Genomic DNA, 17,916 nt, shown 5'->3' with positions numbered 1-17,916 from the left:
AGACCCCCGCACGAAGGCGGGGGTCTGATTGCGTAAGCGGAGGATTACTTGGTTCGTAATCCCTTGCCGACGCTCGGGTCTTTCTCGATACGCTTGGTAATAAAGTACTGCTGCGCCACCGAGATGATGTTGTTGACCACCCAGTAGATAACCAGGCCAGCCGGGAACCACAGGAAGAAGAAGGTGAAGATGATCGGCAGCATCTTCATGATCTTCGCCTGCATGGGGTCCGGCGGTGTCGGGTTCAGCATTTGCTGAACAAACATGGATACACCCATCAGAATCGGCAGGATGAAGTACGGATCTTTGATCGATAGATCCTGAATCCAGAAGATAAACGGCGCGTGGCGCAGCTCAACGGATTCCAGCAGCATCCAGTACAGCGCGATAAAGACCGGCATCTGGATCACAATCGGTAAGCAGCCACCCAAAGGATTGATCTTCTCCTTCTGGTAGAACTTCATCATCTCTTGAGACATTTTCTGACGATCATCGCCATACATCTCTTTAAGACGCTGCATTTCCGGGCCCAACTTGCGCATGCGTGCCATGGACTTGTAAGCCTTGGCAGACAGCGGGAAGAGCACCAGTTTAACCACTACCGTCAGCAGAACGATCGACCAGCCCCAGTTACCCACGATGTCGTGGATCTTATCCAGCAGCCAGAACAGCGGGTTGGCAATAAACCACAGCCAGCCATAGTCAACGGTCAGGCGCAGGTTAGGGGCTACCTGTTCAAGGTAATCCTGAACCTTGGGGCCCATATAGAGCGTTGCGCCAAGCGTTGCTTCCCCTTCCGCCGCGATATTGCTGGTAGGGCCAGCAAAAGCGACAACGTTACGGCCACTTGAATCAGTGGTGACGTAGTAAAGGTTTTGCTGGTCTTGGGACGGCGCCCAGGCGGATACGAAGTAGTGCTGAATAATCGCAATCCAGCCGCCTTGCGCTTCACGGTTTTCAAAGTTGCGGTTTCGAATATCTTCGAAATCGATCTTTTCATAACGTGCGTCAGGCGTGGAGTAGGCCGCCCCAATATAGGAGTTCATGCCCAAGGCAACGCCGCTTGAAGGGTCGGGGCTGTTATCACGTGCCAACTGACCAATAAAGCGAGCGCTTACCGGCGCATCGGTATTATTGGCAATATAGTAATTGACGTCGACGGCGTAGTTGTCACGCTCAAACGTCAGACGCTTGATCACCTCAACACCATTAACGTCGGCACGCAGGTCAACATTCAGCTGATCTTGGTCATCGGCAAGGCTGTAGGCATTGCTTTCTGGGGTGAAGGCGATGCGGCTTGCCTGTCCGTCCAGCTGTAAGCCAGAGCGTGCCACGTAGCTGCGCGTGGCGTTGTCTGAGAGCAACACGTAGTTTCGCTCAGTATCCAGCGTCATCTTGTGCTGGGGCAGGGCGGCATAAACGATGTCACCGCCGTGCGGATCAATGCGCACGTCGAGTACATTGGTGGTAACCGCGATAAAGTCACGGCTTGAGGTTTCGCTTTCCGTGTCGCCAGCCAGTCCTTCGCCCACTGCATTGTTCGGTGCAGACGTTGACGGAACCGCCAGGTCGTTACCGCTTTCTGCATTGGCTAAGGGTGCATTGCTACTGCTTTGGGTAATTTCAGGCGTCGAGTCGTAATCTGTCGGCCCATAATCCTGATTCCACTGAATAACCAGTAGATAGGCAAGTACTGCCAGTGGAATCAGTAATAGAAGTCTTTTTACGTCCATGAGGGTTCTGCCCGCTGGGTGATGAACATGCTAATGGCGCAGTGTCATTTACTCGACCCATGACACACGAAAGCCTGCCAAGCGGCAGGCCGAGGTCGAGCGGCGAGATGTGTCGTCAAGTGTCACGTGTTACGCCATCAAGCGGCGGTGCAACTGATACCGTCTGGGCGTCACGCTGAAGGCGTTTCCACATGCCATGTAGCTGGCGGTTAAGCGTTTCGTTATCGATATCCTGCACACCGCGCTTGGCTAGTATCACAATATCCATAGAGGGAAGGTGATGCTGCCGAAGCCTGGCGGATTCTCGGACAAGACGCTTAAAGCGGTTGCGATCTACAGCGCGCTTTACATTTTTCTTGCTGACCACCAGTCCAATGCGGGGATAGCCCCGGGTACTCATGCGCGCTAGCGCCATCATACCTTTACCATGCACTTTGAGGTCGGCCTGTTCAAACACGTGACTAAAATCCCCGGCGTTTAAAAGACGTAAACACCGGGGAAAGCCTTGAGACGGCACACGCAATCTGAAATCAGGCGCTCAGACGCTTGCGGCCTTTCGCACGGCGGCGCGAGATAACGGCACGGCCGTTTTTGGTTGCCATGCGAGCACGGAAGCCATGCGTGCGCTTGCGTTTGAGAACGCTGGGTTGAAAAGTGCGTTTCATAACTCGTAATTCCCACGTGGTTTAGGACGGATGTGAATCCAAAAGACCCGGTCCAGTGAGGAAACTAGCCGGGGAGTTTCAATTCAAGACCGGAAATTGTAGAGACTTCCCGCGTCGGGTGCAATTTTTCCTTGCATAAAAACCAACAAAAAGGCAATGGGCATCGGCCCGGTTATATTTCATCGTTCATGGCTTAGACAACTACTATTACTAGTTAAGGTATTTAAATGATGTTGTTATTAATAGTGGGGATACTATTTGTGGATAAGTAGTTATTTCTTATGTTTATCAAATTGCTAAAATTATAAAAACAGTGTGCATAAGTATAGAATAAACGGCCGATAAGCTGTTAGTTTGGTGTGAGTAGCAATATGAAAAAACCCCAAAAATGGGTCTGTCCCCATGTCTTCAGAAGGTTGTCCCACGTGCTCATGGGAAGTTGTCCACAGGCACAAATTGATAGCCAAACCCATGTGGATAACCAAGCTCTAGAGCGCTACAATGGTCGGCCGTTTTCAACTGATGGTGAGATGAGTGTCACTCGCGCTTTGGCAACAGTGCCTGGACTACCTGCAGGACGAATTGAATTCACAACAATTCAATACCTGGATACGTCCCTTGCAGGCAGAAGAAGGAGAGTCCAATGAGCTGCGCTTACTGGCGCCTAACCGCTTTGTGCGCGACTGGGTGAGTGACAAGTACGCCAAGCGGATCAGTGAGCTGATTCGTGAGCTTGCGCCGTCTAAACCACCCAAGGTAAGTCTGACCGTTGGTAGCCGCCGCCCGGCGGCACCTGCGCCTCAACCACGTGATTTGGGCAATCCGGTTTCCGCCGCCACCTCTGCGCCTTCTGTGCATACACCTCCGCGTGGAGATATTGCCGATGAGCGTGAGATCGACCAGCTGCGTGAGCGTGAAGAAGCGCCACGTCGGCGTACCAATGAGCGTCAGGTGCAAGTCGAAGGTAGCCTCAAGCACGGCAGTGGACTTAATCCGAATTTTACGTTTGATACCTTTGTTGAAGGTAAATCCAACCAACTGGCCCGGGCGGCTTCTCGGCAGGTCTCGGAGAACCCGGGCGGTGCCTATAACCCCTTGTTTCTCTACGGCGGGGTAGGTCTGGGTAAAACGCACTTAATGCATGCGGTGGGTAATGCGCTGGCTGGCCGCCGGGAAAATGCCCGGGTGGTTTACCTGCATTCAGAGCGTTTTGTTGCGGATATGGTCAAGGCGCTTCAGCTTAACGCGATCAACGATTTCAAGCGCTTCTATCGAAGCGTTGATGCTTTACTTATTGATGATATTCAGTTTTTTGCTGGCAAGGAGCGCTCTCAAGAAGAGTTTTTCCACACGTTCAATGCATTATTGGAAGGTGGCCAGCAGATGATCCTTACCTCTGATCGTTATCCAAAGGAGATCAGTGGTGTCGAGGAGCGCCTGAAGTCGCGCTTTGGATGGGGTTTGACGGTGGCGATCGAGCCGCCGGAGCTTGAGACCCGAGTGGCCATCTTGATGAAGAAAGCCGACCAGGCCAAGGTCGATCTGCCCCATGATGCTGCTTTCTTTATTGCTCAGAAAATCCGCTCCAACGTGCGTGAACTCGAAGGCGCTCTGAAGAAGGTCATTGCCGACTCGCACTTTATGGGTAAGCCTATTAACCAGGACTTTATCCGTGAGTCGTTAAAGGACCTGCTTGCCCTTCAAGACAAGCAGGTGGGTGTGGATAATATTCAGCGCACGGTAGCCGAGTATTACAAGATTAAGGTCGCGGATTTACTATCGAAGCGGCGCTCACGTTCAGTGGCGCGTCCTCGGCAGGTGGCCATGGCCTTGGCCAAGGAACTGACCAACCACAGTTTGCCGGAAATCGGCGATGCATTTGGCGGTCGTGATCACACAACAGTGTTGCATGCCTGCCGCAAGGTAAAAGCCCTGCAAGAGGAAAGCGCGGATATTCGCGAAGATTATAAAAATCTGCTGCGCCTATTAACAAGCTAACCATCCAAGGGATAGGCCTGCCAGCGGCAGGTTTTCAGGATATAAACCGGAGTGTTGATGAAATTTTCAATTTCCCGAGAAGCGTTACTACGCCCGCTGACTCTGGTGGCGGGCGTGGTAGAGCGGCGCCAAACGCTGCCTGTACTCTCAAACGTACTGATACAAGTGGAAGGTGACCAGGTTGCATTGACCGGTACTGACCTTGAAGTCGAGCTTATTGGGCGAACAGTGGCAAGCCAGGTTGACCAGCCCGGCGCTGCCACTGTGCCTGCGCGCAAGCTGATGGATATTTGTAAATCACTGCCCGATCAATCTGAGATTCAGCTGGCGGTAGAGGATGGACGCGCGGTACTACGCAGCGGCCGTTCACGGTTTACGCTTTCCACCCTGCCGGTCGCCGAATTTCCCAATATTGAAGATGGCGACGGTAGTCAGGAGCTAAGCGTTCCGCGGGGGACGTTAAAACACCTGATTGAAGCCACCTCGTTTGCCATGGCTCAGCAGGATGTCCGTTATTACCTCAATGGCATGCTGCTGGAAATTCAAAGTAATCTGTTGCGGACGGTGGCCACCGACGGGCATCGCCTGGCGATGTGTTCACGCCCGGTAGAGGTGGCCGTTAGCCAGTCGCAAAAGCTGATTGTACCGCGCAAGGGGATTCTAGAGCTTTCAAGGCTACTTGATGACAGTGATGAGCCGGTCAGCCTGACGTTGGGTTCAACCCATGTGAGGGCGCATACAGGCGACTTTACTTTTACCTCCAAGCTGATCGACGGAAAGTTCCCCGATTATGAGCGCGTTGTGCCGCGTAATGGCGATAAGGTACTGATTGCCGAGCGAGCCGAGCTGCGTCAGGTGCTCTCGCGTACGGCGATTCTATCTAACGAGAAATATCGTGGTGTGAGGCTCTACCTGGAGGAAGGAAATCTCAAGGTAATGGCCAATAACCCCGAGCAGGAAGAGGCTGAAGAGAACATTGCCGTTGAGTACAACGGCTCTGCGATGGAAGTCGGCTTTAACGTGGGCTATCTGGTGGATGTGCTCTCGGTATTAAACGAAGACCGAGTACAGATGACGTTGGCCGACCCCAATAGCAGTGCGCTGCTTGAAGAGCCGGGCGGCGGCGATGCGCTTTACGTTGTTATGCCCATGCGCCTGTAATAGATCATTGGATTAATGCCGAACAGGGCGGCGCTTCTGGCAGCAGAAGCGCCGCTTTCTCTTATGGTTTGGCTGCGCCTTTAACCCGAGCGTTTATATGAGTCTGAAACAGCTTAACTTCCAGGGTTTGCGGAACTTGGCGCCACTTGATATGCAACCGTCTCCTGGTATTAATGTGATTAGTGGGCGCAATGGTAGTGGTAAAACCAGCCTGCTGGAAGGCATACATATTCTGGGCATGGGGCGCTCGTTTCGTACCCGTCAGTTAAAGCATGCCATTCAGGCTGATTTGCCACATATGACGCTTTACGGGCGCCTGGAAGGGGAGCCGGAGGTTTCCATAGGAGTACGCCGGTTAAGGGCTCAGCGCGAGCTGGAGTTGCGTTTACGCGGGGATAAGGATGTACGCCTGGCCGAATTGGTTGAGTCCATGCCGCTGCAGTTGATTAACCCCGATGCTTTCAGACTTCTGGAAGGCTCGCCGGCAGGAAGGCGTGAGTTTTTTGACTGGGGAGTGTTTCACGTGAAACATGACTTCCTGGAAGCTTGGAAGCGTACCCGGCGCGCAGTGAAACATCGGAACGCGCTTCTCAGGCGTGGTAGAATAGATCCACAGGAAATGACTGCCTGGGAGCAGGAACTGGCGCTATGGGGCGACGTGGTCGATAGGCTTCGAATGGAGTGGTTCAGCGAGTTTCTTCCTGTATTTGAAGAAACGCTTGAAGTACTACTTCCTTTGCCGGGATTGAAGCTTGGCTACGCCCGCGGATGGGATAAGCAGCGTAGCCTTGGTGAAGTGCTCCAAGATAGTCGAGCGACAGATCAGCAAATGGGCTTTACTCAATTGGGGCCTCAACGTGCCGATCTGCGCATCAGGCTTAATAAACAACCCGCAGTAGAAGTACTTTCCAGAGGCCAGCAAAAGCTGGTGGTAAGCGCCTTAAAGCTTGCCCAAGGGCGGTTTCTGGAAAGAACAGCACAGCGGCACTGTATCTATTTAATCGATGATCTGCCCGCTGAACTGGACGCGCAGCATCGACAGCGCTTTTGCCAGCTGCTTGAAAAGATGCAGTGCCAAGCATTTATTACCAGCGTCGAACCCGCCGCATTGCAGAATATGTGGCAATCTGAAACGGCCGTAAGCATGTTTCACGTGAAACATGGCGAACAGGGGCTTAGCCAGTTGGTGCAGGATGGGTAGACGACACGGAACGAGACAGACTTCACGACGGAGTGGTCAATGAGCGAGCAGGCTTACGATTCATCAAGCATCAAGGTGCTCAAAGGGCTGGATGCGGTACGTAAACGTCCCGGTATGTATATCGGTGATACGGATGACGGCACCGGGTTGCACCATATGGTTTTCGAGCTGGTGGATAACTCCATCGATGAAGCTCTGGCAGGCCATTGTAGTGAGATTCGGGTTGTCATTCATGCCGATGAGTCGGTCACCGTCAGCGATAACGGTCGCGGCATTCCTACTGAACTTCACGAAGGTGAGGGTGTTTCCGCTGCTGAAGTCATCATGACCGTGCTGCATGCGGGCGGCAAATTTGATGACAACTCCTATAAGGTGTCGGGCGGCCTCCACGGTGTCGGCGTATCCGTTGTCAACGCGCTCTCTGAAGAGCTGCGCCTGACCATCTGGCGCCAGGGCGAAGTGTTCGAGCAAATCTATCAGCACGGCGTGCCTCAGGCGCCGTTGAGCGTCGTGGGTAAAACGGAAAAGCACGGGACGCGTGTACATTTCCGCCCGTCACCCGCCACGTTTGCCAATATCGAATTTCATTACGATATTCTGGCAAAGCGTCTGCGCGAGCTGTCGTTTCTGAACTCAGGGGTGGCCATTCGTCTGATCGACGAGCGAAGTGGCAAAGAAGAGCTGTTTCACTATGAAGGCGGCCTCAGAGCGTTCGTTGATCACTTGAATTCCAACAAGACCGTGCTTAACCCGGTTTTTCACTTTAATGCTGTACGTGACGACGGCGTAGAAGTGGAAGTGGCCATGCAGTGGAGTGATGTCTTCACCGAAAGCATCTTCTGTTACACCAACAACATTCCCCAACGGGATGGCGGCACCCACTTGGCCGGCTTCCGGGCAGCGCTTACGCGAACGATGAATAACTACATCGAAGCTGAAGGCCTGCTGAAAAAAACCAAGGTGAGTACGGCAGGCGATGATGCCCGTGAAGGCCTGACGGCAATTATTTCCGTGAAGGTGCCTGACCCGAAATTCTCTTCACAGACCAAGGACAAGCTGGTATCCAGTGAAGTGAAGACCGCGGTTGAACAGGAAATGGGTCGCCTGTTCGCTGAATACCTGATTGAAAAGCCTAACGAAGCAAAAGCTATCGTAAACAAGATGTTGGACGCGGCCCGTGCCCGTGAAGCGGCGCGTAAAGCCCGTGACATGACACGGCGCAAAGGCGCTCTGGATATTGCGGGTCTTCCGGGTAAGCTTGCCGACTGTCAGGAAAAAGACCCCAGTCAGTCTGAACTCTACCTGGTGGAGGGTGATTCAGCGGGAGGCAGCGCCAAGCAGGGGCGTGACCGTCGCACTCAAGCCATTTTGCCGCTTAAGGGTAAGATCCTTAACGTTGAGAAGGCACGCTTTGATAAGATGCTGTCATCTGCCGAGGTAGGTACGCTGATTACTGCGCTAGGCTGCGGCATCGGCCGGGAAGAGTTTAACCCCGACAAGTTGCGTTATCACTCCATCATTATCATGACCGATGCGGATGTGGATGGCTCGCATATCCGTACGCTGCTGTTGACCTTCTTCTTCCGCCAGATGCCTGAGTTGATTGAACGCGGACACATATTCATTGCCCAGCCGCCACTTTACAAGATCAAGCGCGGCAAGCAGGAACTCTACTTAAAAGATGAGCAGGCCATGGTCGATTATCTGACCACCACGGCGCTGGATGGTGCGGGCCTATACGTTAATCCGGATGCGCCGGGTATTGCCGGTTCGCAGCTGGAAGCGCTGGTTAATCAGTATCGCAATGTGATGAAGCGTATAGATCGCTTGGCGCGAGTTTATCCGCTTGAAGTGCTTAAGCAAATTATTCATGTTTCTGGTTTACACGGTGAAACGAGCCTGAAAGATCGCATCACTATGCAAAACTGGATCGCCGAGCTGCAAAAAGCCATGGACGACCTGGTGGCTTATGAAGGTGGGCCGCGATATACCTTCTCTCTCAAGGAAGATGAAGAGCGTGGCTTGCTGCTTCCCACCGTGTCGTTGATTGCTCATGGGGTAACCACGGAGTATGACTGGGGCCTGGATTTCTTTGAGAGTGCGGATTACCGTGCTATCTCGGGGCTGGGTGACACGCTTAACGGGTTGTTGGAAGAAGGCGCGTTTATTTCCCGAGGTGAACGTCAAAAGCCGGTTTCCCATTTCTCCGAAGTGCTGGAATGGTTGATGCAGGAAGGCCAGCGTGGCCTATCGGTGCAGCGTTATAAAGGGCTGGGCGAGATGAATCCTGACCAGCTATGGGAGACAACCATGGACCCAGACAGCCGACGTATGCTGCGCGTTACCATTGAGGATGCGGTGGGCGCTGACAGAATGTTCAATACATTGATGGGTGATGATGTGGAGCCACGCCGTGACTTTATCGAGACCAATGCACTGGTAGCTAACCTTGATGTATAGAAACTCTGGTTACTGTTTCACGTGAAACATCCAAAAACAAAATGCCGCTGGGAAGCCAGCGGCATTTTTTTGCTTGAATAAACCTGGGAATCGAAGTGACAGGTGGGGATTAATAGGCTCTTAGCTTTAAAAGTTCATCCGCGAATTCGGCCAAATCGGTATGAATCAGCGCATTGCTTAAGCCTATGCCTTTTTCATTTGTTTTATCACCCTTGCCGGTTTTAACCAGCACAACCCGGCAGCCACAGGCTTCACCTGCTTGTAGATCACGTAGACTGTCACCCACCATCCAGCTTCCCGCTAGCGTAGAAAGGCCTAACTGCTTTTGAATCTCAATCAGTAAGCCAGGCAATGGTTTTCGACAGCTGCACGTATCATCAGGCCCATGGGGGCAATAAGCAATGTGAGCAATATGGCCGCCAGCGGCTTCCACCAGCGTGTTTAAGCGGGCGTGCATAGCGGCAAGTACCGCTTCATCATAGTAGCCACGGGCAATACCTGACTGGTTGGTTGCCACAGCCACCGTAAAGCCCGCCTGAGAAAGGCGGGCAATAGCCTCAATGGCAGAAGGGTAGGGGATCCACTCTTCAAGTGACTTGATGTAAGCATCCGAATCTTGGTTGATGACACCATCACGATCAAGAATCACCAGCTGTTGAGGGACTATCGGCATTGAAATCTCATTTAAAGTCGCTGGTTAAGAACCGCGAGCGCTTGCAAGGTAACACTTATTTTACGTCCATCGCTGCCCAGGTGTTTAAAGGGAAACCGCTGTAGGCGAAGTAGCTTAGGCAGTATTTCGCAAAAACGTTCGCGTACTTCCTGATTAGCATTGCGCAAGCCTTCCAATAGCGCTGGTGCCAAGCGCTCACACTGCATGGGCGATTTATATAGTTTGCCATACAGGGAAAAAATAAAGCAGTACCAATCACGCACCATACAATCCACAGGCGCGTGAACCTGACCTGGGTCGGTCTCAAAATCAATAAAGACGGTCTTCTCGTTAGTGACCAGAATATTACGGGCAAAGGCTTCACTTAAATAGCAGTTGCGGCTGTGAACGCTGTTAAGCGCTTCAATGCTGCGTGCCAACGTTTGGTCGACCTGCTCAGGGCTATTCAACCTTTTAAGCTTGTCGAGCAGGGTCTCGGCAGGCTCATCCGGAGTGCCTACATCGGCTAGAAGCAACGCCTGCGGCGTCTTGGCCAAAATCGTTGGCACGGTAATACCAGCACTGCGCAGTGTTTCAATGCGTGTGGCTTCAGTAATAATGCTCTGTTCGCCGCCTGTGTTGAGGACGGGTTTAAGTGCGTCCAGTTTTAGCCAGGCCGCCAGCAGTTTCAAAGGCGCATAGGCTAAACGGGAGTTGCGCTTGGCGGCGCGCTTCAACCATACCTTTTCTCCATTAAGCGTATGCGGCTCCATAGTTGCCTGCTGCCGAGGGAGAGTATCGAGTAAAAACATATCGTACATGGCTGATTGATGTCCTCACGGCTTTTATTCAAGTGACAATACATACTTGAATCGACAAAAACGACTTACGATTAAAAAATATTTGATTATATAAAATATCGATTATTTTACTCCTATGTTTCACGTGAAACAAAGAAAACCGATCTAATAGCATGCCTAATGGATGAAGGGGGTATCGCGTTAAGAGACTCTTTTATCGTGAGTCTTAAAATGCTGAGGTGTTAAACATGGCCACAAGTAGGGCGCGCGTTTGCACAAAATATGAATTGTTGAATGTGCTTTACGCCGCCCGATGTTTCACGTGAAACAAAAAAACCGATGGCGATCGCCATCGGTTGAAGAGGAAGGGTGGAATTTATTGCGGGAGTAACGAAATATCAGCGACCTTGAGGAAGAGCGCTTGAAGGCTTGCCAGCAGAGCGAGGCGGTTACGACGGACCGCTTCGTCATCGGCCATTACCATAACGTTATCAAAGAAGGCATCAACTGGCTCACGCAAGGTAGCTAGTGTATCCAGCGCCTGCTGGTAGTCACCTGCCTCAAATAGAGGTGTAACGCTTGCCTGGCTCTGGGTGACCGCTTCAAAGAGTGTCCGCTCGGCATCTTCCTGTAGAAGTTGTTTATCCACCTGGGTGCTGCCGTCATGCGCCTGCTTGCTAAGAATGTTGGAGACACGCTTGTTGGCCGCAGCCAGAGCAGCTGCTTCCTCACGCTGGGCGAAGGCCTTGACGGCGCGCAGGCGGCGGGCAAAATCGAGTGGATTAGTAACCGGACGAGCACGAACGGCCAGATACATCTCGGCGCTGATGCCTTCTTCCTGGCCCCAGGCGCGGAAGCGATCCAGCATGTAGGTCAATACATCGTTTACCAGTCCATCCGTTTTAGGCAGGCCCTGATGCTGCTCGGCGGCTACGCTCAACAGCTCGCGCAGGTCCAGGTCAAGGTCACCCTTCACCAGAATGTTTAAAACACCGATAGAAGCACGGCGCAGGGCGAAGGGGTCCTTGGCGCCGGTAGGCCGTTGGCCGATACCAAAAATACCTACCAGCGTGTCCAGACGGTCTGCCAGAGCCAGCGCCTGGCCAGTCAAGCTTTGCGGAATGGCGTCGCTTGCAAAGCGTGGCAGGTACTGCTCTTCAAGTGCCTGGGCAACTTCGGCAGGCTCACCGTCTTGCTCGGCGTAGTAGCGGCCCATGGTGCCCTGAAGTTCAGGGAATTCGAGCACCATTTCGGTGACCAGGTCACACTTGGCAAGTGCCACAGCGCGCTGTGCATTGGCCACATCGCCATTGATCTTCTCGGCGATGAAAGTAGCAATCAACGTACTGCGGCGCGCCTTATCGGCCAGCGTGCCCAGTTGCTGCTGGAACACCACGCTTTCCAGCTGCGGAATGCGCGAGGCGAGACTGCGTTTACGGTCAGTGTCGTAGAAGAAGGCTGCATCGGCCAGGCGTGGACGAATGACCTTCTCGTTACCTAAAATCACCTGCTGCGGATCAGTGCTGTCGATGTTTGAGATAGTGATAAACAGCGGCTTGAGCTTGCCCTGGTTATCCAACAGGTGAAAGTACTTCTGGTTAGCCTTCATGGAGGAAATCAAACACTCGGCTGGTACTTCCAGAAAGCGCTCGTCGAAGCTGCCCGTCAGTGCCACAGGCCATTCAACCAGGCCGCTCACTTCAACCAGCAGGTCTTCATCGATCACTGCATTGGCGTCCTGCACTTCAGCTTCGGCCAGTACCTGCTCGCGAATACGCTCACGGCGCATTGTCCGGTCTGCCAGTACGTAGGCGCTCTCAAGCTCGGCAAGGTAACTGTCGGCGTGCTCAAGCTGGATGGCATTGGGCGCATGGAAGCGATGCCCGTAAGTCGTACGGCTGGCCTGCAAACCCAGCGCTTCGGCGGCAATCACCTCAGAGCCATAAAGCGCTACCAGCCAGTGCACCGGACGGGAGAATTCGACCCGCGAGGCGCCCCAACGCATGTTCTTAGGTACCGGAAGGCCGTTAATCGCCTTGCGTAAAATCTCGGGCAGCAGCGCTTGAACATCGTCTCCCTGCTGCTGTTCACGAAAACCTAGCCAGGTGCCCTTGTCGGTTTCCAGATGAATCAGCTCATCTACGCTGACCCCGCAGGAACGGGCAAAGCCTTCGGCGGCTTTCGTTGGTGTGCCGTCCTTGAACGCGGCAGCAAGCGCCGGACCCCGGCGCTCTACTTCACGATCGGGCTGTTTATCTGCAAGCTCAGTGACCTGAACGGCCAGACGACGCGGTGTGGCATAGGCAGTGACGCTTTGAAAGGAAATCTCCGCTTCTAGCAGGCCTTTTTCGATACCGGCTGCAAACGCATCAGACAACGCGTCCAGTGCCGTGGGTGGGAGCTCTTCCGCGCCTAGTTCTAGTAAAAGCGTATCAACAGCCATTATACGTCTCCCTGGTCGGCTAACAGTTCACGGCGAAGGGCTTCAGGGGCCATTGGGAAACCTTCTGCTTTACGTGACTCAAAATAAGCGTGGGCAACATCCCGTGCCATGGTGCGCACGCGCAGAATAAAGCGCTGGCGTTCGGTCACTGAAATGGCGTGGCGGGCATCCAGCAGGTTGAAGGTATGTGAAGCCTTGAGTACCTGCTCATAGGCGGGCAGTGGCAGATTGGCGGCCAGTAGCTTGGCGCACTCGCGCTCTTGATGGTCGAACGCCGCAAACAGCTGATCGACATCGGCATGCTCAAAATTATAGGCTGACTGCTCGCGCTCGTTTTGCAGGTAAACATCGCCATAGGTGACCTTGCTACCGTCCGGGGCAATGGCCCAGATCAGGTCATAAACGCTGTCGACGTTCTGCAGGTACATGGCGATACGCTCAAGACCGTAGGTCAGCTCGCCGGTCACCGGATAGCACTCGATGCCGCCAGCCTGCTGGAAGTAGGTAAACTGGGTAACTTCCATGCCATTGAGCCATACTTCCCAGCCAAGGCCCCAGGCGCCCAGGGTCGGCGATTCCCAGTTGTCTTCGACAAAGCGGATATCGTGAACCAGTGGGTCCAGGCCCAGCCGCTTCAGCGAGCCCAGGTAGAGATCCTGCAGATTGCTGGGCGAGGGCTTCATTACCGTCTGGAACTGGTAGTAGTGCTGCAGGCGGTTGGGGTTCTCGCCGTAACGGCCGTCGGTTGGGCGGCGGGAGGGCTGGACGTAGGCGGCGTTCCAGCTTTCCGGGCCAATTGAGCGCAGGAACGTAGCGGGGTGGAAGGTGCCCGCACCGACTTCCATATCGAGGGGCTGAAGAATAACGCAACCTTGCTCTGCCCAGTACTGTTGCAGAGCAAGGATCAAGCCTTGAAAGGTCGACACATCAGGTGTCGATTGGTTTGTCGAGATACTCATCGCAGAAAGCACCGTTGGCCATGAATTCATAAGCCGTCAAGTATACAATCCCAGGCAGATGGGTTATAGGCACGTATGCGAATAGGCACGTAAGCCAACACAGCAGCTTTTGGGAAGGAGAACGAAATGATCGTTGTAACAGGCGGTGCCGGCTTCATTGGAGCCAACATTGTAAAAGCACTCAATGGCCGTGGTCGCCACGACGTCATGGTGGTCGACGACCTGCGTGATGGCACCAAGTTCATCAATCTGGCGGACTGCACGCTGGCCGATTATCTGGACAAGGACGACTTTCTTTCCCGAGTAAAGGCGGCACTGCGCGGCGAAACCGTGGACCTGCCCAGAATTGAGGCGATTTTCCATGAAGGCGCCTGCTCCGATACCACGGAGTGGGACGGCCACTACATGATGGAAAACAACTTTGAGTACTCCAAGGTACTACTCAACTACTGCGAGAAGTTCGGCATTCCGTTTCTGTACGCTTCCTCGGCCGCGACCTACGGTGGCAGCGAAGTGTTCAAGGAAGCCCCCGAGTACGAGAAGCCGCTTAACGTCTACGGTTACTCCAAGCTGCTGTTTGACCAGCACGTGCGCTCGCGCTGGGACAAGCTGACTACGCAGGTTGTAGGGTTTCGCTATTTCAACGTGTACGGCCCCCGCGAGCAGCATAAGGGCAAGATGGCAAGCGTTGCCTACCATAACCATTTGCAGATCCGTAACGGCGAAACGCTAAAGCTGTTTGGCGCCTATGGCGGCTATGAAGCGGGCATGCAGAGCCGTGACTTTGTATACGTGGGTGATGTGGTGGACGTCAACCTGTGGTTTCTGGATAACCCTCAGGCGTCAGGTATCTTCAACCTGGGTACCGGCCGGGCAGAACCCTTCAAGGCAATCGGCGAAGCGGTAATCAACTTTTACGGCAAAGGGCAGATCGACTATATCGACTTTCCCGAAGAGCTGAAGGGCCGCTACCAGAGCTATACCCGCGCCGATATCAGCAACCTACGTGATGCCGGGTGTGACGTTGAGTTCAAGACCGTAGCACAGGGCGTGACCGCCTATCTGGAGTGGCTGAATGGCTAGTTCAGCCAAGCGTTTGCTGGTGGTTGGCCCTTCCTGGGTGGGCGATATGGTGATGGCCCAAAGCCTTTTCATGACGCTCAAGGCCCGCGACCCTGAGGCGACCATCGGTGTGGTAGCACCCGCCTGGTCTCAGCCCATTCTGGAGCGTATGCCGGAGGTCGATGAAGTGCTGCCTTTGGCGGTAGGCCACGGCGAGTTTGGATTGGTTAACCGCCGTGAGCTTGCAGGGCGCCTGAAGGGGCGCTTTGATCGCGCCATCGTGTTGCCACGTTCTTGGAAAGCAGCGCTGGTGCCGTTTATGGCCCGTATTCCTGAGCGAGTGGGGTTCTTAGGTGAGCATCGTTATGGGTTACTCAAGGAACGCCGCAAGCTCGATAAGCAGGTGCTGGACCAAACCGTAAAGCGTTTTGTATCGCTTGGGCTACCCCAGAATGAGGCCATAAGCGGGGGCTTTGAAATACCCAAACCTCGCCTGACCATTGACCGGGATAACCTGGTGAACTTGCGCCTGGCCCACGCGTTATCGTCGCGCCCGGCGATTGGCATGATGCCGGGCGCCGAATATGGCCCGGCCAAGCAATGGCCGCTGGGCTATTTTCACGATTTGGCCAGGCGATTGATTGACGATGGTTTTGAAGTGCGGGTACTAGGTGGACCAAAGGACCATGAAGCAGGGAAGGTCATAGTGAAGGGGTTGCCCCATGCGCATAATCTGTGCGGCAAAACCCAGTTGGCCGATGCGGTAGACTTGCTTGCCGACTGCCGCCAGGTAGTGACCAACGATTCGGGCCTAATGCATGTGGCCGCAGCGGTCGGCGTGCGTATCCATGCGCTTTACGGCTCTTCATCACCGGCCTATACGCCGCCCTTGACCGATAATGCGGTGATTCATTATTTAGGGCTTTCCTGCTCGCCGTGCTTTTCACGCACCTGCCCGCTTGGGCATACCAACTGCTTGAATCAGCTAGGCGTCGAGCAGGTCTATCAGGCCATGCGCGCCGACCAGCAGCGCGCAAGTGGCGTTATTATCAACGTATGATGTGAACCTCGTCGGCCTGATCGGCCGGCGTTTCGGTAACCTGCGTAACCGGGTTCTCCTCCAATGCTCGGCGTTGGGGCGCAAGGCCTTCCCATAAACGGTGCTGCAGGGCGGTTTCCTCACGCAAGCGCTCGTTGAGTACCTCGATACCGTGAATTTCTACCAGCGTGGGTTTCTCGCTAAGAAGCGAGGCACCCAGCCCGGCACGATGTTCGTTAAGCGTAAAGCCCATAGCCTCCAGGATAGTGGGGAAAACATCCAGCATGGTGGCATCCCGGCGGATGCGCTGCGGGGCAATATGATCGCCCAGAATGATCAGCGTATTGTCGCGGTCCAGCGCGGTTAGCTGGTCCCAGACCGAAACCCGCATGGTGAGATGGTCACTAAGGACGACAACCAGCGTATTGTCCAGAAGACCTTCACGCTGTAGCCGCTCGATAAGCATTCTGGCTTCATGAGCCGAACATTCTACCGAGTAAAGAATGTTCTGGCCGTCGAATGGCCCTTGACGGTCCTGACAGGTTTGCGAGGGAAAACCGCTAGGAGCATGCCCCGCCAGGTTAAGATTAACCACCGCCCAGGGGCCATTATCTTCCTCGTCCAAACGGCGAATCTCATCAACGGTCAGGTCGTAAAGCGTATCATCGTAAAGCCCCCAGCTATTCAGGTACTCGGGGTCCTCCATGTCGGGAACAAAGTCTTCCTTACCCTTGACCGTATTGAACTGATGGCCGCGATAGAAAAGTCCCTTGCCCGCAAACTGCGTGCTGGCACCACCCAGATAGCTAAGCCGGTAGCCTTGGGCTGCAAGAATATCGCCCAGACAATCAACACCGGGTACTACCTTTTGAAGCGGCTCGAACTGCGTATCGTGTAAAAGCCCGGCGGGCATCAGGGGAACGCCACACTGGCTGGCGATCATGCCGGCCATGGTCCAGCCGGTATTGTCCATCTGCCGAATGCCTTCAAGCACCAGGCCTTGCTCGCCAAGTACGTTTAAATCAGCGTAAGCGTCGCCAAAAATATCGTTCCCGTAAGTCCGCTCCAAACTTTCCAGGTACATGATCAGAAGGTTGGGCGTCTGCTGCGGCTCCTCAATGAGCGGCGGCACGTAGCGGCGGTTAAGCCACTCGCCGTCGTCAGCCACAAGGGCCACACTACGCTGGCCCAAGCCGTAAAGCAGCGGGTTGGTCGCCAACAGGAGAATCGCAAAGTAGCGCTCGGCTAGGCGCCAGCGCTGGTCGTGTCGTGAGAGCCAGGTCACCGACCATAAAATAGCGGCCACAACCGCGATATACACCACGGCTGAAACCATTTTGCCTGCGCCGCCGTGTTCTGTCATGCCTGCCTGCAGGTGGAAAAATACCGCGCCGAGATCAACGTTACCAAAGCTGTCCGCTAAATAGACATATACACCCGCAAGGCTTAGCGGCACCAGTGACCAGGGCCATATCCTACGATAGCGAGCATTCAGTGGACGGCCCCAGGCGAGTTTGACGCCCACGCCAATCCACACCGCCGCGATAAACAGAAGCGTCCACCAAGGCAGGCGAGTCAGCACGGTAGTGGCATAACCTAGGCTAAGGCCAAGAATCACCAAAGGCAGCCAGGGCGTAAGCTTGAAGGATGTAAATGCGGGCATGCCGTATCCCTATAGGTAGTGCGATGAAAGCGCTTAGCTTACCAAATGTTGCCAGCGCAAGGGGCGATTCATCGTCAGGG

The 17,916-nt window shown here is 54.1% G+C and carries 14 protein-coding genes; 6 read left to right on the top strand and 8 right to left on the bottom strand.

What is annotated here, in order from left to right; all coding sequences use genetic code 11:
* Positions 1-44 precede the first annotated feature (44 nt).
* From yidC to rpmH, 3 genes are all read right to left on the bottom strand, one after another.
* Entirely contained in the window at positions 45-1,733 is a 1,689-nt protein-coding gene (yidC, locus tag ELY38_RS10525) for a membrane protein insertase YidC (protein ID WP_127062059.1), read from the bottom strand.
* A 115-nt stretch (positions 1,734-1,848) separates the two neighbouring features.
* Positions 1,849-2,250: a ribonuclease P protein component gene (rnpA, locus tag ELY38_RS10520; RefSeq protein ID WP_127062057.1), complete on the bottom strand. Its 402-nt coding sequence runs from the start codon at positions 2,248-2,250 to the stop codon at positions 1,849-1,851.
* Between the two features lie 13 nt (positions 2,251-2,263).
* Complete coding sequence (gene rpmH / locus ELY38_RS10515; RefSeq protein WP_087106981.1) at positions 2,264-2,398, bottom strand: 50S ribosomal protein L34; 135 nt, start codon at positions 2,396-2,398, stop codon at positions 2,264-2,266.
* Positions 2,399-2,932: 534 nt separating this feature from the next.
* On the opposite strand from rpmH, the gene dnaA reads away from it, so the two are divergent.
* The 4 genes from dnaA to gyrB all read left to right on the top strand — a co-directional run bounded on the left by dnaA (position 2,933) and on the right by gyrB (position 9,218).
* Positions 2,933-4,396 carry a chromosomal replication initiator protein DnaA gene (gene dnaA, locus ELY38_RS10510; protein ID WP_127062055.1) on the top strand — a complete coding sequence of 488 codons (1,464 nt, stop codon included), beginning with the start codon at positions 2,933-2,935 and terminating at the stop codon, positions 4,394-4,396.
* Between the two features lie 57 nt (positions 4,397-4,453).
* Positions 4,454-5,557 carry a DNA polymerase III subunit beta gene (gene dnaN / locus ELY38_RS10505; protein ID WP_127062053.1) on the top strand — a complete coding sequence of 368 codons (1,104 nt, stop codon included), beginning with the start codon at positions 4,454-4,456 and terminating at the stop codon, positions 5,555-5,557.
* A 97-nt stretch (positions 5,558-5,654) separates the two neighbouring features.
* The gene (recF, locus tag ELY38_RS10500; protein WP_127062051.1) at positions 5,655-6,758 is read left to right on the top strand and encodes a DNA replication/repair protein RecF; all 1,104 of its coding nucleotides are present in this window, start codon (positions 5,655-5,657) and stop codon (positions 6,756-6,758) included.
* 39 nt (positions 6,759-6,797) lie between these two features.
* The gene (gene gyrB, locus ELY38_RS10495; RefSeq protein ID WP_127062049.1) at positions 6,798-9,218 is read left to right on the top strand and encodes a DNA topoisomerase (ATP-hydrolyzing) subunit B; all 2,421 of its coding nucleotides are present in this window, start codon (positions 6,798-6,800) and stop codon (positions 9,216-9,218) included.
* A gap of 109 nt (positions 9,219-9,327) precedes the next feature.
* Here gyrB and gmhB read toward each other — a convergent pair whose 3' ends face one another.
* The 4 genes from gmhB to glyQ all read right to left on the bottom strand — a co-directional run bounded on the left by gmhB (position 9,328) and on the right by glyQ (position 14,072).
* The gene (gmhB, locus tag ELY38_RS10490) at positions 9,328-9,891 is read right to left on the bottom strand and encodes a D-glycero-beta-D-manno-heptose 1,7-bisphosphate 7-phosphatase (RefSeq protein ID WP_127062047.1); all 564 of its coding nucleotides are present in this window, start codon (positions 9,889-9,891) and stop codon (positions 9,328-9,330) included.
* An 11-nt stretch (positions 9,892-9,902) separates the two neighbouring features.
* Positions 9,903-10,691 carry a BUD32 family EKC/KEOPS complex subunit gene (locus ELY38_RS10485; RefSeq protein WP_127062045.1) on the bottom strand — a complete coding sequence of 263 codons (789 nt, stop codon included), beginning with the start codon at positions 10,689-10,691 and terminating at the stop codon, positions 9,903-9,905.
* Between the two features lie 355 nt (positions 10,692-11,046).
* Complete coding sequence (gene glyS, locus ELY38_RS10480; RefSeq protein ID WP_127062043.1) at positions 11,047-13,113, bottom strand: glycine--tRNA ligase subunit beta; 2,067 nt, start codon at positions 13,111-13,113, stop codon at positions 11,047-11,049.
* Positions 13,113-14,072, bottom strand: coding sequence for a glycine--tRNA ligase subunit alpha (gene glyQ / locus ELY38_RS10475; protein ID WP_127062041.1), 960 nt, complete (start codon positions 14,070-14,072; stop codon positions 13,113-13,115). The genes glyS and glyQ overlap by 1 nt, the downstream gene beginning before the upstream one ends.
* Before the next feature lie 126 nt (positions 14,073-14,198).
* On the opposite strand from glyQ, the gene rfaD reads away from it, so the two are divergent.
* The gene (rfaD, locus tag ELY38_RS10470) at positions 14,199-15,155 is read left to right on the top strand and encodes an ADP-glyceromanno-heptose 6-epimerase (protein WP_127062039.1); all 957 of its coding nucleotides are present in this window, start codon (positions 14,199-14,201) and stop codon (positions 15,153-15,155) included.
* Positions 15,148-16,194, top strand: a complete 1,047-nt coding sequence (gene waaF, locus ELY38_RS10465; RefSeq protein ID WP_127062038.1) for a lipopolysaccharide heptosyltransferase II — start codon at positions 15,148-15,150, stop codon at positions 16,192-16,194. The genes rfaD and waaF overlap by 8 nt, the downstream gene beginning before the upstream one ends.
* Here the strand turns inward: waaF and ELY38_RS10460 are convergent.
* Positions 16,184-17,836, bottom strand: a complete 1,653-nt coding sequence (locus tag ELY38_RS10460; protein WP_127062036.1) for a sulfatase-like hydrolase/transferase — start codon at positions 17,834-17,836, stop codon at positions 16,184-16,186. The genes waaF and ELY38_RS10460 overlap by 11 nt on opposite strands.
* Positions 17,837-17,916 lie beyond the last annotated feature (80 nt).

Origin of the sequence: Vreelandella nanhaiensis (assembly GCF_003990185.1) — a bacterium.
GTDB lineage: Bacteria > Pseudomonadota > Gammaproteobacteria > Pseudomonadales > Halomonadaceae > Vreelandella > Vreelandella nanhaiensis.
The sequence above is the reverse complement of the archived record's forward strand: the minus strand, read 5'-3'. Positions and strand labels throughout refer to the sequence as shown.

Excerpts from the sequence above, each read along its gene's own strand:
- yidC (WP_127062059.1), bottom strand. The coding sequence starts at position 1,733 with ATGGACGTAAAAAGACTTCTATTACTGATTCCACTGGCAGTACTTGCC.
- rpmH (WP_087106981.1), bottom strand. The coding sequence starts at position 2,398 with ATGAAACGCACTTTTCAACCCAGCGTTCTCAAACGCAAGCGCACGCAT.
- dnaN (WP_127062053.1), top strand. The coding sequence starts at position 4,454 with ATGAAATTTTCAATTTCCCGAGAAGCGTTACTACGCCCGCTGACTCTG.
- recF (WP_127062051.1), top strand. The coding sequence starts at position 5,655 with ATGAGTCTGAAACAGCTTAACTTCCAGGGTTTGCGGAACTTGGCGCCA.
- gyrB (WP_127062049.1), top strand. The coding sequence starts at position 6,798 with ATGAGCGAGCAGGCTTACGATTCATCAAGCATCAAGGTGCTCAAAGGG.
- gmhB (WP_127062047.1), bottom strand. The coding sequence starts at position 9,891 with ATGCCGATAGTCCCTCAACAGCTGGTGATTCTTGATCGTGATGGTGTC.
- ELY38_RS10485 (WP_127062045.1), bottom strand. The coding sequence starts at position 10,691 with ATGTACGATATGTTTTTACTCGATACTCTCCCTCGGCAGCAGGCAACT.
- glyS (WP_127062043.1), bottom strand. The coding sequence starts at position 13,113 with ATGGCTGTTGATACGCTTTTACTAGAACTAGGCGCGGAAGAGCTCCCA.
- glyQ (WP_127062041.1), bottom strand. The coding sequence starts at position 14,072 with ATGAGTATCTCGACAAACCAATCGACACCTGATGTGTCGACCTTTCAA.
- rfaD (WP_127062039.1), top strand. The coding sequence starts at position 14,199 with ATGATCGTTGTAACAGGCGGTGCCGGCTTCATTGGAGCCAACATTGTA.
- waaF (WP_127062038.1), top strand. The coding sequence starts at position 15,148 with ATGGCTAGTTCAGCCAAGCGTTTGCTGGTGGTTGGCCCTTCCTGGGTG.
- ELY38_RS10460 (WP_127062036.1), bottom strand. The coding sequence starts at position 17,836 with ATGCCCGCATTTACATCCTTCAAGCTTACGCCCTGGCTGCCTTTGGTG.